Below are 16,912 nucleotides of genomic sequence, written 5' to 3'. Positions count from 1 at the left end.
AGCGCTGCGGCGGCTACGGATGCTGCCGATTCTGCTCACGTACCGGTCGGCATGTCACTACCCGGAGAGGGCGAGTCACTGTTTCACGTGAAACATCAGCGGACGGGAGTGAGCTCCGGATCCTCGCGCAGCTTGACCAGGGCCCGGGAGACGGCGCTCTTGACCGTGCCGACCGAGACCCCGAGCAGCTCGGCGGTCTGGGCCTCGCTCAGGTCCTCGTAGTAGCGCAGCACCACCATGGCCCGCTGCCGGTCGGGCAGCCGGGTCACCGCGCGCCACATCGCGTCGCGCAGTGCCTGCGCCTCGGCGGGATCGGCGGCCGGTGCCACGTCCGTCTCCGGCAGCTCGTCGCAGGAGAACTCGTCGACCTTGCGCTTGCGCCACTGGGAGGTGCGGGTGTTGACCAGGGTCCGGCGGACGTAGCCGTCGAGGGCCCGGTGGTCCTCGATCCGGTCCCATGCGACGTAGGTCTTGGCGAGGGCCGTCTGCAGCAGGTCCTCGGCATCGCACGGGTTGGCGGTCAGCGAGCGCGCCGTACGCATCAGGGACGTCCCCCGGGTCCGTACGTACGACGAGAACGACGGGTACGACGGGTAGGACGGGTAGGACGGGGAGGACCGGTGCGACGACGGGTGCGACGACTGGTTCGATGCGTACGTGCACACTGGCGTGGTCATACCCCCCACGCTAGGAGCGGCGGCAGCTCGGGGGATCGGCCGCAGGTGCCGAAACCGCGTCCCTCTCAGGTTGTAGGCCGGGGGTTTCCCCCACCTCCTGTAGGTGGAGGAGGTGGGGGACCGCGCGCCTGGGGCTCCGCGGCGTACCCGGCCCCGGGCCCTGGAGCCGACCTAGACGTCCACGCCCAGGACCAGGCCGGAGGTCGGCACCCCGGTTCCGGCCGTGACCAGGGCGTGGGCCGCGCCCGCGACCTGGTTGACCGAACTCCCGCGCAGTTGGCGCACCGCCTCGGCGATGCCGTTCATGCCGTGCAGGTACGCCTCGCCGAGCTGGCCGCCGTGGGTGTTGAGGGGGAGCGCGTCGGCGGCGACGTAATCGGCGGCCTCCCCCGGCTTGCAGAAGCCGAACTCCTCCAACTGCATCAGCACGAAGGGCGTGAAGTGGTCGTAGAGGATGGCGACGTCGATGTCGGAGGGGCGCAGCCCGCTGGTCCGCCACAGCTGCCGGGCCACCACGTCCATCTCCGGCAGGCCGGTGAGGTCGTCCCGGTAGAAACTCGTCATCGCCTCCTGGCGGCGTCCCGCCCCCTGCGCCGCCGCCGTGACGACGACGGGTGCCCGGCGCAGCTCGCGGGCCCGCTCCACGCTCGTGACGACGATCGCCTGACCGCCGTCCGTCTCCTGACAGCAGTCCAGCAGCCGCAAGGGCTCGACGATCCAGCGCGAGGCGGCGTGATCGGCGAGGGTGATCGGCTTGCCGTGGAACCAGGCGGCCGGGTTGGTGGCGGCGTGCCGGCGGCCGGTGACGGCCACGTGCCCGAAGGCCTCGGGGGTCAGCCCGTACGCGTGCAGGTAGCGCTGCGCGGCCATCGCCACCCAGGAGGCCGGGGTGAGCAGGCCGAAGGGCAGGGACCAACCGAGCGCCGCGCCCTCCGCGGACGGCTCGCGCTGCTGCACCCCGGACCCGAAGCGGCGGCCGCTGCGCTCGTTGAAGGCGCGGTAGCAGACGACGACCTCGGCGACTCCGGTCGCCACGGCCAGCGCGGCCTGTTGCACGGTGGCGCAGGCCGCCCCGCCGCCGTAGTGGATGCGGGAGAAGAAGGACAGTTCCCCGATGCCCGCGGCCTGGGCGACGGTGATCTCGGGACTGGTGTCCATCGTGAAGGTGACCATGCCGTCCACGTCGGCGGGGGTGAGCCCCGCGTCGTCGAGCGCGGCGTGCACGGCCTCGACGGCGAGGCGCAGTTCGCTGCGGCCCGAGTCCTTGGAGAACTCGGTCGCGCCGATCCCGGCGATGGCGGCGCGGCCCCCGAGGGAGTCCCGGGCGTGGACGCTCATACCGCGCCCTCCGTCAGGGTCGCGGTGACCGTGCCGGTGACGTGGTGGCCGATGCCGTTGGCGCCGACCACCTTGATCTCGACGGTGTCCTCGGCGACGGCGGTGACCGTGCCGGTGAGGGTCATCGTGTCGCCCGGATGGTTCGGCGCGCCGAGGCGGATCGCCACCCGGCGCAGTACGGCGCCCGGCCCGAGGTGGTCGGTGACGTACCGGCCGACCAACCCGTTGGTCGTCAGGATGTTCATGAAGACGTCCGGAGAGCCCTTCTCCCGCGCCAGCGACGCGTCGTGGTGCACGTCCTGGTAGTCGCGGGAGGCGATCGCGCCCGCGACGATCAGCGTGCGCGTGACCGGTATCTCCAGCGGCGGCAGGCTGTCGCCCACCCTCATCGCGTCGGCTCTCATCCCTCAGACCTCCCGCGCCAGTACGGCGCCCAGTTCCGCCAGTAGTTCGCTGCCACAGCCGAGGTACGCGTCCAGCTGACGCCCCCAGAGGAAGTGCCGGTGGACGGGGTGGTCCAGGTCGGCGCCCATCCCGCCGTGCAGGTGCTGGCCCGCGTGCACGACCCGCTTGCCCGCTTCCGAGGCCCACCAGGCGGCGGTCACCGCGTGCTCGTGCGCGGGGAGCCCCTGGTCGATGCGCCACGCCGCCTCGTACGCCGTCACCCGGATGGCCTCGGTGTCCATGTACGCGTCCGCGGCGCGCAGCATGACTGCCTGGTTGGTGGAGAGCGGGCGGCCGAACTGCTCGCGTTCGCCGGTGTGGGCGACGGCCCGGGCCAAGGAGCCCGCGCAGACGCCCGCCTGGAGGCCGGCGAAGGCGGTGCGCGCGCTCGCGAGCACCGCTGCGTACGCGTCGCCGTCCCCGCCCGCGTCGCTGGCACCGCCGCCGCCGAGTCGTTCGGCTTCGGCGCCGTCGAGAACCAGCCGACCGGCCGACCACGGGGCGGTGGTCTCCTGCGGGGCCGTCTCGGCGCCGGACGCGTCCGTCCGTACGAGCCACAGCTGCCGGTCGGCGCTGGGGACCAGTACGTGCGTGGCATCGCGCAGCCACGGCACGGCCTGGGCCGTACCGGTCAGCCGGCCGTGCGCGTCCGCGGTGAAACGGCCGCGCGCCGGGAAGGCGCCGGTGGCCACCGCCTCGCCGGCGGCGAGTGCGGGCAGCAACCGGGCGCGCTGCTCGGCGCTGCCGTGGGCGGCAACGGCGAGCAGCCCGTACGTGCAGGTGGCGGCGAAGGGGACCTGGGCGGTGGTGCGGCCCTGCTCCTCCAGCAGCAGCACCAGGCCGAGCAGTCCGACGTCCTCGACCGCGGCGATCAGCCCGGACCCCGCCAGGGCCTTCCACAGCTCGGCGTCGGTCCCGGTGCCCGCGGCCGCGAGGCGCTCGTGGGTCGCCAGGTCCCGGAAGATCTGCGCGGCGAGACCGACGGCGGCGGCCTGCTCCTCGGTGGGCCGGAAGTCCATCAGCCCTCACTTCCCCGGAAGACGGGCAGTTCCAGTTCCTCGTCGACGCGCAGGAACTCCAGCTGGACGGGCATGCCGATGCGCACCTTGTCGTAGGGGACGCCGGTGATGTTGCTGACCATCCGGACGCCTTCGGCGAGTTCGACGACCGCCACCGCGTAGGGGGGGTCGAAGGCGGGGAAGGGCGGGTGGTGCATGACGACGTAGCTGAAGACCGTCCCGGCGCCGGACGCCTCGACGGTGTCCCAGTCCAGGCCCGCGCAGTCGTTGCAGCCCGGCAGCCAGGGGAAGCGGAGGGTCGCGCAGGAGGCGCAGCGCTGGATGAGCAGCCGGTGTTCCTGGACCCCGTCCCAGAATCCCCGGTTGTCGCGGTTGACGACGGGGCGGGGGCGCAGGGCCTTGGCCTTGGCTCGGGCCTGGGTTTGGGCCTGGGTTTGGGCCTGGGCTCGGGCCGGGTCTTCGGGTCGGGGGGCGGGGGCGTACTTCAGGATGCGGAAGCGGTGGGTGCCGGCGGGTTCGCCGTCGGCGCGGACGTCCATCCGGGTCGTCACGAAGTGCCCGGTGCCCAGCTTGGTGGTCTTGCGCGGGGAGACGGATTCGATCACGGCGTCGAAGGTGACCTCGTTGCCGGGGCGCAGGGGTCGCAGGTACTCCTGCTCGCAGTCGGTGGCGACCACGGAGGTGTATCCGGCGCCGTCGAGGAGGGCGAACAGCTCGTCGTAGGCGGAGGAACGGTCGGTGTGGCCGGAGAGCCCGCCCATCGTCCAGGCCTGGAGCATGGTGGGCGGGGCTATCGCCTCGGGACCGGTGTAGGCCGGGTTGGTGTCGCCCATCGCCTCGCACCAGTGCCGGATCATCGGCTCGTTGACCGCGTCCTTGCCCCGGCCCGCGGTGGCGGCGGCCCGCCCTTCGAAGGCCTTGAGCAGCGGGTACAGCGTGTCCACCGGCCCGCTTCCGGTCTCCGACCGCTCTTGTCCCTGGCCCTGGCTGTGGCTGTGGCCCTGGCCCTGGCCCTCGCCCTGGCTCCGTGTTGTCGCGGTCACCGCTTCCTCCCCTTCATGCCGAGCCGCATCATGGCGACGATCTCGCGCTGGACCTCGCTGACCCCGCCGCCGAAGGTGTTGATCTGCGCGGCGCGGTTCATCCGCTCCAGCTCGCCGCCCGCGAAGGCTGCCGGACCGCGTACGAGGGCCTCCTCGCCCACCACTTCCTGGCACATCCGGTACACCTCGACGGTCGATTCGGTGCCCAGGAACTTCACTCCGCTCGCGTCACCGGGGGCCAAGCTGCCGGCGCCGACGTCCTGTACGAGGCGCCAGTTCAGCAGGCGTACGGCGGCCAGCCGCGCGTGTGCCTCCGCGAGCCGGGACTGCACCCAGGGCCGGTCGGCCGGGCGCTCGCCGGTGACGGGGTCCGCGGTGCGGGCATGGGTCAGGGCGGCGTCGTAGAAGTCCTCGGCCTGCATCCCGATCGCGGCGAGGGCGACGCGCTCGTGGTTCAGCTGGTTGGTGATGAGGCCCCACCCGCCGTGCTCGGGGCCGACGAGGTTCCCGGCCGGCACGCGGATGCCGTCGTAGTAGGTCGAGGTGGTGGTCAGACCGCCGACGGTGTCGATGGGGGTCCACGAGAAGCCCGGGGCGTCCGTGGGCACGAGGATGATGGAGATGCCCTTGTGCTTGGGGGCCGCCGGGTCGGTGCGGCAGGCGAGCCAGATCCAGTCGGCGTTCTGGGCGTTCGAAGTGAAGATCTTCTGCCCGTCGATCACCCACTCGCCCTGCTCCGCACCGGCGTCGTCCCGCACGGCCCTGGTGCGCAGGGAGGCGAGGTCGGTGCCGGCCTCCGGCTCGGAGTAGCCGATCGCGAAGACGATCTCTCCCTTGAGGATCCGGGGGAGGAAGAACTCCTTCTGCTCCTGGGTTCCGTACCGCATCAGTGTCGGGCCGACGGTGTTGAGCGTGACCATGGAGACGGGCGCTCCAGCCCGGTACGCCTCGTCGAAGAAGACGAACTGCTCGTCGGGTCCGCGCCCTTGACCGCCGTACTCGACGGGCCAGCCGAGGCCGAGCAGACCGTCGGCGCCGATGCGCCGCAGCAGCGCGCGCTGCCCCGCGGGGTCCTGCGGCGCACCGTCCGGCATCACGTTCTGGAAGTACTCGCGCAGTTCGGCACGCAGCCGCAACTGGTCTTCGGTCGGGGCGAGGTGCACGGCGCTGGCCTCCCGGCATCACACATCATCAAGTGGACCTGACTGTCCGTCAGATTCACTGTCGATGTCAAGGTCGGGAACGCGCGAGGGCGCCCGCGCCTACCGGACCCCAGCCGGTCCGGTCGCGCGGGCGCCCTCAGCGCTCAGGGGGCGGCTACCACCAGGGGTGGAAGTTCACCGCGACGTTGCTGTTCGACTGATGGATCGCGGTGAAGGCGGAGCCGTTGACCTGCGCGGAGTTGTTCTGGTTGGACGCGCCGGCGCCGGTGGCCACCTGCTGCGTGGTGGCGGAGTTGCCGTGGTTGTTCCCGCCCACGCCGCTGCCGATGATGCTGGCGACGCTCGCATTCGACCCGTCGTTCGCGAAGCCGCCGTTGTCGGCGTGCGCCACCCCGCCGAAGAGGGCGAGGGCGAAGGGGAGCGCGGCGACGGTGGCGATGACGCGGGCGGTACGGATGCTTGCCATGTCTTTATCCTCCAGAGAACCTGAAATGGGGGTGTTTTCAAGGCAGTTGGCCGACCGCCTCGATCGTTCTGTGGTGACGACGTCGCTGGACCAGAGTTGCCCACCGAATCCCCGGCGAACCACCCCGGAGCCCACGATTCCCCCGCAAGCATGAGCAACATCGGATAAACCCCATTCACGCCCCCAGAGCCCCTGATCAGCGCACGCGCAACGGGCGAAACCCCCGGCGCACAAGAGGCGAAGCGTTCCGCCAATCCCACTGGCCCCAGGCATGCCAAAGAGGACCGCTCCGTCCGGGAACCCCACCGTCTCCCGGGTCTGCGGTCCTGCACACGCGCTCGCGCGCCCCCTGCACGCCCCCGGCGCTCGCCGGGGTGGCCGAGCGGTACGCCCCCACGGGCGCTCTCGCCGACCTGATGTCCACCTGAAGTCACTGCCCGACCGTGCGCGAACGACCGGCGCACCACCTGATCGGGCTGGCTGTCCCACGAAACCTGCGTACTGCGTACTACCTGCTACCTGCTACCTGCTACCTGCTACCTGCTACCTGCTACCTGCTACCTGCTACCTGCTACCTGCGAACGGTCCGACCTGGTCCGACGTGACGAGCAAACCCACTTCTGCACCACTGGACTGCTGCACCACTGAACTGCGGTACCACCGCGCTGCCGTACTTCTGCGCTGCCTCGTTCTGCACTGCTTCCGAGCCGCTTCCGCACCGCTTCCGCACCGCTTCCGCACTGCCGACCCACGTCAGGCGACGAGTTCCAGCGCGTCCCGGGACCGGTCCGACTGGGCGTGGGCGGCGGCGGTCGTGGAGCGGCTGCGTACGGAGGGGGTGGAACCGTGGGCTTCGGCGCGGATCCGCTGGGCGATGGTCGGCGGCAGCGATCCGCCGCGCATCATCGCCCTCCAGCTCCGCCGGGACGGCACCGCCGTCGTCCGCGCCACGGATCCGGCCGGGACGGCGGGAGCCGAGACGGAAGCCGCGACGGGAGCGGCGACGCTGCCACCGAGACCCAGGGCTGCGAAGAGCGCCACGAGTGCGGCGAGGACACTGGTCCAGATCGACTTGAAGGTGCTGCTGTTGGCCATGACGAACCCCTCATTCCAGGATGTTCCGACGGGCGGATCTGAATACATTCGTCATGATGTGACCGCAAGCGCAGCGAGCCCCACACCCGCGCCGATCTTCCGACAAACACCACTCGGTCGGCCCATCACCGCTTGCGGAGTTCCAGCGGGACCGGACGCAGAACGGCCCCTGACCGGGTTTTCCGGTCAGGGGCCGCTCGTTTGCAGTGCGGTGGGTGTGGGATTTGAACCCACGGTGACATCGCTGCCACGACGGTTTTCAAGACCGTTCCCTTAGGCCGCTCGGGCAACCCACCTGGCGGGTACAGAGTACCGGGCAGGTGGGGTGCACGGGGGCTGCGGTCAGGAGGAGGTCTGGGCCCTGTCGTAGGCCGCCTTCACCTCGTCGCCGAAGTACGGGCCGTACATCCGGTTCGGCAGGAAGGTGTAGCCGAAGCTGTTCACCGAGACCTGCGTGCCGAGGCCGGTGGCCTCGTCGAAGTTCTGGAGCCAGGGGCCACCGCTGGAGCCACCCGTCATGTTGCAGGACAGGCTGTGGTCCTTGGTGAGGAGGAAGTCCTTGCCCGTGTTGCCGCTGCAGTAGACGAGCTTCGTGCCGTCGTACGGAGCGGCCGCGGGGAAGCCGAAGGAGTACATCTTCTTGTTGTAGCCACCGTTGAACTGGATGCCCTGGGCCCCGACGACCTCACTGAGCTTGCGGCCGCCGAGCGGGGCGACCACGGCGAGGCCGACGTCCATGTTCATGTCCTCGCTCGCCACCCACTGGTCGGTCGAGAAGGTCTTGGTGGCGGACCACTGGCCGTACGGCGCGCTGCCGTTGTTGTAGGCCGGGACGAAGATCCAGTTGGTGTGCCAGGCGCCCTGGTACTTCACGCAGTGGCCGGCGGTGATGACCGTGCTGCCGTTGGCGCTGGTGATCGAGTCGCCGGAGCAGGAGGCCGTGCGGTCGCCCATGGTGAAGAAGACCCGGCCGGAGGTCTTCACGATCGCGCCGCCGCCCGTCCAGGCGCCGCCCGCCTGCGGGAACGCGCTCGGGGACGCGTCTTGGGCCGACGAGGCGGACGGAGCGGTCGGGGCGAACGTCGTGGGGCCGGCGACCGCCGTCGGGGCGCTGCGGGTGGATCCGGGGGCCGCCGTCACGTCGAGCGGGGTGGCCGCCCTCATCCGGGCCGCCGTCCAGAAGCCGGGGTCCGGGGTGAGGGGGGACGCCGCGGACGCGGGCGCGGCCGTGAGCACGCCCGCTATCAGGGCGCCTGCGGCCAGGAGGACGGACGCGGCCGTTCGATGACGATTCACGCATGACTCCTTCTGCCGTGCCCTGGGCCCGTCGGACCCGGGCAGGGGTGGGGTAGGAAGAGTTGTCGGTGCGGATCGGCAGTGCGGCAGTGCGGCAGTGCGGCAGTGCGGCAGTGCGGCAGTGCGGTGGTACAGCAGTGCGGCGGTGCGGCTTGCCCGGGCAGCGTGGCACGGTGGTGCGTGATTGTCAGCGGGGTGTCGCACCGATTGGCCGGTTCGGCCCGCTACGGCCGAACTCTGCCTCGTCGAGCGCTACATGGTGAGCAGGACCCCGGCGTACGAGACCCCCGCCACCACGGCCCACGAGCTCAGGCCCAGCACCGCGGCCCGCCCTCCGGTCCGCGCCAACGTCGGAAGGTGCACCGCGCTCCCCAGACCGAACAGCGCGGCGGCCAGCAGGGCCTCCTGCGCCGAGTGGGCCCACCCCAGTGCGGCCTCGGGCACGACCCCGGTGGCGCGCAGCGCGGCCGCCGCCAGGAACCCTACGACGAACAGCGGAACCGGTGTCGGCCGCCGCCCCGAGGCGGTGCGCATCCCGCGCCGGCGGGCCCGTACCGAGAAGGCCACGGCGGCCACCAGCGGGGCCAGCAGGGCCACCCGCATCAGCTTGACGAGGACGGCTTCCCCGAGCGCGTCCGGGCCGGCGGTCTGAGCGGTGGCCACGACCTGGCCGACGTCGTGCACGCTGGCCCCCACCCACCGACCGAACTCCGGGTCGGTGAGCCCCAACGGCCCCTGGAAAAGCGGCAGGACCGCGATGGCGAGGGTGCCGCACAAGGTGACCAGTGCCACCGAGGCGGCCACGTCCTCCTCGTCGCTGCCGGAGACCTCGCTGACCGCACCGATCGCCGAGGCTCCGCAGATCGAGTACCCCGTCGCGATCAGCAGCGGCTGGTCTCCGCGCAGCCCGAGCCGCCGGCCCAGCCACAGAGTGCCCAGGAAGGTCGCGGCGACCACGGCGACGACCATGGCCACCGTGGCCCAGCCCAGTCCCAGCACGTCGTCCAGACCGAGCCCCAGGCCCAGCAGGACGATCCCGATCCGCATCAGCCGTCGGCCGGCGAGCGACAGGCCCGGCCGGGCGGCTCCGCGGACGAAGGTACGTATCCGGGGCAGATGCGCGGCGGCGATGCCCAGCACCACCGAAGCGGTGAGCCAGGGCACGCCGGGCACGAGCCGATGCACGGCCCAGGCGATCGCGGCCCCGACCACCGCGGCGGCCAATCCGGGCCAGGGAGTGGGTGTTTCACGTGAAACAGGCCGGTCCCCATCGACGCGCGGTGTGGACCGGTGCAGCAGCGCCATCAGTCGGTGGGGAGCGTGTAGACCCGCCGGACGCTGCTTCCCAGGCGGGCGACGTCGGCGCCGTAGACGTGGAGGGATATCGCCTTGGTGCGACAGGAGTTGCGCACCTTGTGGATGTCCCCGGGGGGCGCGAACCCGCAGACGTCGCCGGGGCCGTTGAGGATCTCCTCGGTCGCCACCAGCCGGGCTCCCGCGGTGCCCGTCGCCGGGGCGAGCCGGTAGCGCCGTTCGCTCTCCGTGCCCTCGTGGACTCCGGCCACGCACCACGAGACGTGGTCGTGGATGCTCGTCTCCTGGCCGGGCAGCCACACCAGTGCCACCACCGAGAAGCTGCCGTCCGGCTCCGCGTGCAGGATGTGCTGCCGGTAGCGGTCGGTGTGGCCCTCGCGCTGCTCGTCGGTGAGCAGGTCGGGCGTACCCAGCTGCGGCGCGACGAGCTCTCCGACCAGATAGGCGGTGAGGTCGGGTGCGAGCCCCCGGTCCACGACCGTACGGATCTCAGCGACGAGGGCGGCCATCCTCGCGGTGGTACGGGCCGGTGTGGTGGTGGTCATATCGGCAGCATCCGGCAGCCGATCCATCACGTCCAACGACAGTTTCGACCCGAAATCCCAAGTGCCGCTTATGGATTGGGGGAGAGGTGGTGTTCGTCGGGTCAGCAGCCGACGCGGTTGGCGGCCACTCGCTTCAGCTCGTCCAGGACGGCCGCCGTCGCCGGTATTCGCAAGTGGTCCCGGTAGACGTAGGCGGCGATGTGGCGGCGGGCCATCGGCGCCAGCGGCCGTCCGCACACCTTGTTCAGGGAGAGCGAGGGAAGGACCAGCGCCGGCATCATGGCCACACCGAGCCCCTGGGCCACCAGGCTCTGCACGACGAGGTTGTCGTCGGTGGAGAACCGGATGTCGGGGACGAACCCCAGCTCGGCGCACTCGTGCAGCAGGTTGGCCCGGCACCGCGGGCAGCCCGCGATCCAGCGCTCCTCCGCCAGGTCCGCCAGGTGCACGGCGCGCCGGCGGGCCAGCGGGTGGCCGGTCGGCAGCAGCACCGTCAGCTGGTCCTCCAGCAGCTTCACCTCGGCCACCTCCTCCGGTATCTCCTCGTGGAGACCGGGGTAGGTGAAGGCCAGCGTGATGTCGCACTCCCCGCGCTCCAGCCTGCGCAGCGAGTCCGGGGGTTCCCCTTCCAACAGCTCCACCTGGACGCCGGGGTGGTCCTTGGCGAGCCCGCTCAACGCCTCGGGAACGAGGGTGACATTGACGCTGGGGAATCCGCACAGCCGGACCCTTCCGGCACGCAGTCGCGCATAGGCCTTCATCTGCGCCTCGGCGGCGGAGAGCGATCCGAGGATCGACTCCGCGTGCCTGGCCAGCGAATTGCCCGCCTCGGTGAGCTGCATGCGGCGGCCGACCCGGGTGAAGAGCGGGGTGCCGACGGCCCGCTCCAGGGCCTTCATCTGCTGGGTGATCGCGGGCTGGGTATAGCCCAGGACGCGGGCGGCCGCCGAGTACGACCCGGAGGCGACCACCTCGTGAAACGTGCGTATGTGCCGCGAATCGAACACGACCGAAGCATAAGCGGACGTTGGGAGGGGCCGTAGGCACAATCGTGCCTACGGCCCCTCCCGACAGGATTTCCTGTGGCCCGGACTATCCGTCGCCCGGGATCACCGGCCCGGAATCACTTGTCGCCGACCCGCGACCCGAGCGTGATGTCGACCGTGGTCGGCTTTCCACCGCGCAAGTACGTCAGCTTCACCGTGTCGCCGGGCTTGTACGTCCAGATCTCGCTGATGAGCGTCGGGCCGCTGTCGATCGTCTTGTCACCGAACTGGGTGATCACGTCGCCGGGCTTGAGGCCGGCCTTGCCCGCCGGACCGGCCGGGTCGACCAGCTCGTTGGCCGCGGCGCCCTGCTCGGAGATCTTCGCGCCGTCCGTCTTGGACTGGAGGTCCACGGAGACGCCGATCACCGGGTAGGTCGGCTTGCCGGTCTTGATGAGCTGCTGGGCGACGTTCTTCGCCTGGTTGATCGGGATCGCGAAGCCGAGGCCGATCGAACCGGCCTGGCCGCCGCCGAAGCCGCCGTTGCCCGCCGACTGGATGGCGGAGTTGATGCCGATGACCGCGCCGCGCCCGTCGAGCAGCGGACCGCCGGAGTTGCCCGGGTTGATCGAGGCGTCCGTCTGGAGGGCGCTCATGTACGAGTTCTTGTTGCTGGCGCCGTCGCCGGAGGCCACCGGGCGGTTCTTCGCACTGACGATGCCGGTGGTCACCGTGTTCGACAGGCCGAAGGGCGCGCCGATCGCGATGGTCGTGTCACCGACGGCGACCTTGTCGGAGTCACCGAGCTGGAGCGGGTTGAGCCCGGTGGGCGGGTTCTTCAGCTTCAGCACGGCCACGTCGTAGCCCTGGGCCCGGCCCACGACCTCGGCGTCGAACTTCTTGCCGTTGGAGAAGGTGGCGGAGAGCTTGCCGCCGTTGGCGGCGGAGGCCACGACGTGGTTGTTGGTCAGGATGTGGCCCTCCTGGTCGTAGACGAAGCCGGTGCCCGTACCGCCCTCGCCGTCACCGCCCTGGGCCTCGATGGTCACGACGCTGGGCAGCGCCTTGGCCGCCAGGCCCGCGATCGAACCGGGCTCGCGCTTGAGGTCCTTGGGCGCCTCGCCGGAGGAGCTGACCGTGGTGGAGCCGGAGCCGTCGAGGCTGCCGTCGGCCAGCTTGTAGCCGATGCCGCCGCCCACCCCACCCGCGAGCAGGGCGGCCGCGAGCACGGCCGCGATCAGGCCGCCCCGGCCCTTCGCCTTGTGCTGCGGAGCGCCGTCGCCGAGCGGGGGCGCGCCCCAGACCCCGGCGCCGTCGCCACCGTCGTGGCCCCCGGCGCCGTACGCCGGAACGGCCGGCGGAGGCGGCGGCCAGGCCTCGGCGCCGTGCGCGGCGGGAGCGCCGTACGGAGCCGCGGGCGGGCCCGGGACCGGAGCCGTGGCCGGAGCCCCGTACGGGTCCGCGGCGGGGGTCGGCGGCAGCTGCTGGGTCGGCTCGGCCCCGGGCGGCGGGGTCGGCGGGAGCTGCTGGGTCGCGGGCTCGGCGGCGTACCCCTGGTCGGCGGCGACCGGTGCCTTGCCCATGTCCACGGGGGGCGCGTCCGCGGGGGCCGCATCCGCCGGAGCCACCGGCTCAGGGGTCGGCGCGGCCACCGGCACGGGAGGTGCGGACGGGGCCGCGGGGGGCGTCGGGGCCGCGGTGCCCTCGTTCTCGGTGCTCACAGCGCTCTCTCCTCGTCACACACGGCGTGCTGGATATCGGACGGTACATCCGGCGGGACATCGGTCCGGGTGAACGTTCGACCGGTCGTACAAGTTCCTGGGCGAAGCCTTTCCCATCAACCGTCAGAGCACTGTAAGCCGGACCTGTGTGTCCTGACCCCATCCTTTATGCCGGGCATTTCGGACGCATCTCCAGGGGCCCGCCCCGCGCCGGAGGGCCGGACCCTGGCACCATGACCCGGTGACCCACGCAACGCCGCGCCCCATCCAGGTCGTCGCCCACCGCGGTGCCTCGGAGGACGCCCCCGAGCACACCCTGGCCGCCTACCGCAAAGCCGTCGAGGACGGAGCGGACGCGCTCGAATGCGACGTCCGGCTCACCGCCGACGGCCATCTCGTGCTGGTCCACGACCGCCGGGTGAACCGCACGTCCAACGGCCGCGGCGCGGTCTCGGCCCTGGAACTGGCCGATCTCGCCGCCCTCGACTTCGGCTCCTGGAAGGATCGCGAGGAGTCCCCCGACTGGGACGCCGGAGCGGGCGCCGCCGGTGAGTACGGCAAGGAGCCCGATCCGGAGCGCACCTCCGTGCTCACCCTGGAGCGGCTGCTGGAGCTGGTCGCGGACGCCGGGCGGCCGGTGCAGCTCGCGATCGAGACGAAGCACCCGACCCGCTGGGCCGGACAGGTGGAGGAGCGGCTGTTGTTCCTGCTCAAGCGCTTCGGCCTGGACTCCCCGCCCGCCGAGGGCCCCCACCCCGTACGGATCATGAGCTTCTCCGCGCGCTCCCTGCACCGGGTCCGCGCGGCCGCGCCGACGATCCCGACCGTGTATCTGATGCAGTTCGTATCGCCCCGGATGCGCGACGGGCGGCTGCCCGCCGGGGTCCGGATCGCCGGGCCGGGGATGCGGATCGTCCGCAACCACCCCGGCTTCATCCGCAAACTTCAGGCCGCCGGGCACTCGGTCCACGTGTGGACCGTGAACGAACCCGAAGACGTTCAGCTCTGCGCTGATCTGGGTGTGGAAGCAATCATTACGAACCGACCCCGCCAAGTTCTGTCACAACTTGGACGCTGACGCACCCTTTTGCCCACCCGTCCCCTCTTCATCTCCCGTGACAGGGTGTGCCCCGGCGTATCCGCTCCGCATTCAGTCGTCATGAATGCGTCAGAGGCTCCCTCCACAGCGGTTTCCGGTCCAGGCCAATGGGGCATCCAGACCATGGCGTGGGGCTAAGGAGGTTCCGGGGGTGACGTTGGTGATGGCACAGGAAGTGCCCACGTCGTCGTGCATGGCCGTACCCCATGGCCCTGCGGGCGTGGGTACGGCGAGGCACCGCATGCGTGAGCAATTGCGTATCGGCGGACTGCCCGATTCGGTCGTGGACGACGCCGTCCTGATCCTTTCCGAACTGCTCAGCAACGCCTGCCGGCACGGCAGGCCCCTGGGCGCTCAGGAGATCGGCGACGGGGACATACGCGCCGCATGGCGCGTCGACAAGGCGGGGCGACTGACGGTCGAGGTCACGGACGGGGGCGGGCCCACCCGTCCGGTTCCGGCCACGCCTTCGGTCACCGCGCGCGGCGGCCGGGGGCTGAACATCATCAGCGCCCTGGCCCAGGACTGGGGCGTCCGGGACGGCGCGGGCGGCGAGGTCACCGTATGGGTGACGGTCGCGTGCGGACCCCGGCACGACGATTTCGCTACGCGCGTCGCTGCGCCCGCGATCGGCTTCGGCGCCCCCTTCGACGACCTGGATCCCTGACCCGATCTCGCACCCGAGCTCCGAGCCGGACGCGAACCCGAGCTCCGACCCGAACGCGAACCCGAGCTCCGACCCGAGCTCCGACCCGAACGGGAACCGAACGCGAACCCGGGAGCGCACGCCGACCGTGCTCCCGGCCGCGCTCCCGGCCGCACCCGCCCGGTTGCGGCGGTACGAACGGCTAGGCTCGCGCCGTCACGTACCGACGTACCGCCGCAACCGGGAGACACCCACGATGGCCAAGAAGCGCCCCGCAGCGAAGACTGCAAAGCCGCAGCTCAAGGACGGGGAGATCCCTGTGGTGGGCGCCCGCGAGCCCTGCCCCTGCGGATCCGGGCGCCGCTACAAGGCCTGCCACGGCGCCGCCGCCTCACACGCCGTCACCGAGCTGGTGCAGCGCCCCTTCGAGGGCCTGCCGTCCGAGTGCGACTGGGTGGCGCTGCGCGAGCTGGTGCCGGCCGCCACCATCCCGCTCACCCTCAAGGGCGGCCTGCCCGAGGGCGTACCGTCCGTCACGCTGGTGACCGTACTGCCCATGGCCTGGCCGGCGCTGCGCCGCGAGGACGGCTCCGTCCTGCTCGGCCTGCAGAACGAGTCGTCCAGCGGGAACCTCTCCCGCGACCTCGCCGACACGCTGGAGCGCGCGCTCGTCGCCGAGCCCGGCAACCCGGTCGCCGCCCGCCGCGTGCCCGCCGAGGGGCCCCGACTTCAGGATCTCCTGGACCCGGACGGCGTTTTCGAGCCGGTTGTACACAGCGGCTTCGAATTCTGGATTCCGGATGCGGAGACCGCCCAGGCCTCCTCTCCGGAGATCGCCGCCTCGCTGGAGCGCGCCAACGCGGCCGCCATCCCGACCGTCAAGCTCACCGGCGTCGACGCGGCCTACTGGTGCGAGACCCCGGAGAAGAACCACCTGCGCTGGGTCATGCCGCACCCCGAGGAGCAGCTGCTCGACGCCCTGGCGCGGCTGACCGCGGCGGGCGGGTCCTCGCTCGGCGAAGGCACCAAGCTCGTCGGGTCCTTCCGCGCGCACGGCCTGATGGTCCCCGTCTGGGACCTGCCCGTCGGCTACACCGCCGACCAGGCGGAAGAGCCCGCGGCCCGGCTGGCGGAGCGCCTCGCCAAGGCCCTGACCACGGACGCCCCGCTGACCCCGGAGGAGCGCCGGGCACGCGGTGGCCTGACCAACCGCCAGGTCACCCTGAGCTGACCTCCTGAGCTGACCTCGGGTGTCCGTGCGGGCCCACGACGGGCCCGCACGAGCCCCGAAGGCGCCCCACGGGCCCTCCCGGAGCGCGCCACGGGCGGTGACCGGAGTCACAACTCCCGCTAATCGTCTGCAAATCGATGTCCGAATATCCGAGATCGAATTTGCGAACAGGCGATCTCTTGTTACCGTTCTTGTAGCCCGGTCGCTGGTGCATCCCCCGTCGCCAGCGACCGGGCCCTTCCATTTCCGGTGGCGCTCAACCGCCGCCCGGTCCCGGTGAGTTGCTCCCGGACCGCAGGAGCAGGGGTCCTTCAGCATCCGGAACTGCAAATTCCGCTACTGCGCTGTACCGGTCCGGGGTCCCCAGGGAGTCCTCCTTGGGCGTCTCGCACAGACCCGGTTCGTCGCCCGTCCCGATCGCGCAGCGGATCTGCACCGTCCGACCCGCCGGACCCATCACGGTCAGCACGGATTCCAGCGCCCGCCCGCTGGTGTTGCGGTAGTAACTGCGCCCCCAGCTCTGCCCTTCACCGGTCAGCACGCACGTCTGCGCCTCGACCCCCTGGGGCGAGGAGAGTTCGGGGCCGCAGCGCGAGTCCGTGCGGGGCTGCTCGGCCGGTCCGGGCGGCGCCGGCTTCGCCCCGCCCTGGCGGCCGGAGGGATCCGACAGTCCCAGCGAGGAGAGCAGTCCGCCGCCCTTTCCGTCGTCCCGAGCGGCGAGGTCCGGTCCGGCGATCGCACCCGCGAGCGGAAGCGACAAGATGATCAGCACACCGGCGCCGATACCGATCAGGCGGAGATTCATTCGCCGAAGATAGCGATGCGGCGA

The 16,912-nt window shown here is 71.5% G+C and carries 17 protein-coding genes and 1 tRNA gene; 3 read left to right on the top strand and 15 right to left on the bottom strand.

From position 1 onward, the window contains the following. Positions 1-95: 95 nt before the first annotated feature. From ACIBEA_RS25340 to ACIBEA_RS25275, 14 genes are all read right to left on the bottom strand, one after another. Complete coding sequence (locus tag ACIBEA_RS25340; protein ID WP_399264599.1) at positions 96-677, bottom strand: SigE family RNA polymerase sigma factor; 582 nt, start codon at positions 675-677, stop codon at positions 96-98. A gap of 171 nt (positions 678-848) precedes the next feature. Then, a complete protein-coding gene (locus tag ACIBEA_RS25335) occupies positions 849-2,015 on the bottom strand; it encodes a lipid-transfer protein (protein ID WP_399264597.1) in 1,167 nt (388 codons plus the stop codon). Beyond that, complete coding sequence (locus ACIBEA_RS25330) at positions 2,012-2,404, bottom strand: MaoC family dehydratase (protein ID WP_399264820.1); 393 nt, start codon at positions 2,402-2,404, stop codon at positions 2,012-2,014. Before ACIBEA_RS25330 ends, ACIBEA_RS25335 begins: the two co-directional genes overlap by 4 nt. A gap of 18 nt (positions 2,405-2,422) precedes the next feature. Further along, on the bottom strand, positions 2,423-3,478 hold the full coding sequence (locus tag ACIBEA_RS25325; protein ID WP_399264595.1) for an acyl-CoA dehydrogenase family protein: 1,056 nt from the start codon (positions 3,476-3,478) through the stop codon (positions 2,423-2,425). Continuing rightward, positions 3,478-4,422, bottom strand: a complete 945-nt coding sequence (locus tag ACIBEA_RS25320; RefSeq protein ID WP_399264818.1) for a bifunctional MaoC family dehydratase N-terminal/OB-fold nucleic acid binding domain-containing protein — start codon at positions 4,420-4,422, stop codon at positions 3,478-3,480. The genes ACIBEA_RS25325 and ACIBEA_RS25320 overlap by 1 nt, the downstream gene beginning before the upstream one ends. A 95-nt stretch (positions 4,423-4,517) precedes the next feature. Then, complete coding sequence (locus tag ACIBEA_RS25315; RefSeq protein WP_399264593.1) at positions 4,518-5,684, bottom strand: acyl-CoA dehydrogenase family protein; 1,167 nt, start codon at positions 5,682-5,684, stop codon at positions 4,518-4,520. A 154-nt stretch (positions 5,685-5,838) separates the two neighbouring features. Further along, positions 5,839-6,150 (bottom strand): hypothetical protein, encoded by a 312-nt coding sequence (locus ACIBEA_RS25310; protein ID WP_399264591.1) that lies wholly within the window; start codon positions 6,148-6,150, stop codon positions 5,839-5,841. A 753-nt stretch (positions 6,151-6,903) separates the two neighbouring features. Continuing rightward, positions 6,904-7,245, bottom strand: a complete 342-nt coding sequence (locus tag ACIBEA_RS25305; RefSeq protein ID WP_399264589.1) for a DUF6344 domain-containing protein — start codon at positions 7,243-7,245, stop codon at positions 6,904-6,906. A 209-nt stretch (positions 7,246-7,454) separates the two neighbouring features. After that, positions 7,455-7,541: transfer RNA gene (locus tag ACIBEA_RS25300), tRNA-Ser, on the bottom strand. Positions 7,542-7,587: 46 nt separating this feature from the next. Further along, positions 7,588-8,541, bottom strand: a complete 954-nt coding sequence (locus ACIBEA_RS25295) for a trypsin-like serine peptidase (RefSeq protein WP_399264587.1) — start codon at positions 8,539-8,541, stop codon at positions 7,588-7,590. A 252-nt stretch (positions 8,542-8,793) separates the two neighbouring features. Beyond that, on the bottom strand, positions 8,794-9,846 hold the full coding sequence (locus ACIBEA_RS25290; protein ID WP_399264585.1) for a YeiH family protein: 1,053 nt from the start codon (positions 9,844-9,846) through the stop codon (positions 8,794-8,796). Beyond that, a complete protein-coding gene (locus ACIBEA_RS25285; protein ID WP_399264583.1) occupies positions 9,846-10,400 on the bottom strand; it encodes a cysteine dioxygenase in 555 nt (184 codons plus the stop codon). The genes ACIBEA_RS25290 and ACIBEA_RS25285 overlap by 1 nt, the downstream gene beginning before the upstream one ends. Before the next feature lie 101 nt (positions 10,401-10,501). Continuing rightward, positions 10,502-11,407, bottom strand: coding sequence for a LysR family transcriptional regulator (locus tag ACIBEA_RS25280; RefSeq protein ID WP_354378917.1), 906 nt, complete (start codon positions 11,405-11,407; stop codon positions 10,502-10,504). A gap of 116 nt (positions 11,408-11,523) precedes the next feature. Beyond that, positions 11,524-13,107 (bottom strand): S1C family serine protease, encoded by a 1,584-nt coding sequence (locus tag ACIBEA_RS25275; protein WP_399264581.1) that lies wholly within the window; start codon positions 13,105-13,107, stop codon positions 11,524-11,526. A gap of 241 nt (positions 13,108-13,348) precedes the next feature. Between ACIBEA_RS25275 and ACIBEA_RS25270 the strand changes: the two genes are divergently transcribed. The 3 genes from ACIBEA_RS25270 (at position 13,349) to ACIBEA_RS25260 (ending at position 16,083) form a co-directional block, all read left to right on the top strand. Next, on the top strand, positions 13,349-14,185 hold the full coding sequence (locus ACIBEA_RS25270) for a glycerophosphodiester phosphodiesterase (protein ID WP_399264579.1): 837 nt from the start codon (positions 13,349-13,351) through the stop codon (positions 14,183-14,185). An 85-nt stretch (positions 14,186-14,270) separates the two neighbouring features. Further along, positions 14,271-14,873: an ATP-binding protein gene (locus ACIBEA_RS25265; RefSeq protein ID WP_399264577.1), complete on the top strand. Its 603-nt coding sequence runs from the start codon at positions 14,271-14,273 to the stop codon at positions 14,871-14,873. Between the two features lie 235 nt (positions 14,874-15,108). Continuing rightward, a complete protein-coding gene (locus ACIBEA_RS25260) occupies positions 15,109-16,083 on the top strand; it encodes a DUF5926 family protein (protein WP_399264575.1) in 975 nt (324 codons plus the stop codon). Between the two features lie 256 nt (positions 16,084-16,339). On the opposite strand, the gene ACIBEA_RS25255 is transcribed toward ACIBEA_RS25260, so the two are convergent. Next, positions 16,340-16,888: a hypothetical protein gene (locus tag ACIBEA_RS25255; RefSeq protein ID WP_399264573.1), complete on the bottom strand. Its 549-nt coding sequence runs from the start codon at positions 16,886-16,888 to the stop codon at positions 16,340-16,342. Positions 16,889-16,912 lie beyond the last annotated feature (24 nt).

The organism is Streptomyces sp. NPDC051555 (assembly GCF_044454405.1).
Lineage (GTDB): Bacteria > Actinomycetota > Actinomycetes > Streptomycetales > Streptomycetaceae > Streptomyces.
This window is presented reverse-complemented; position numbering and strand designations above follow the sequence as displayed.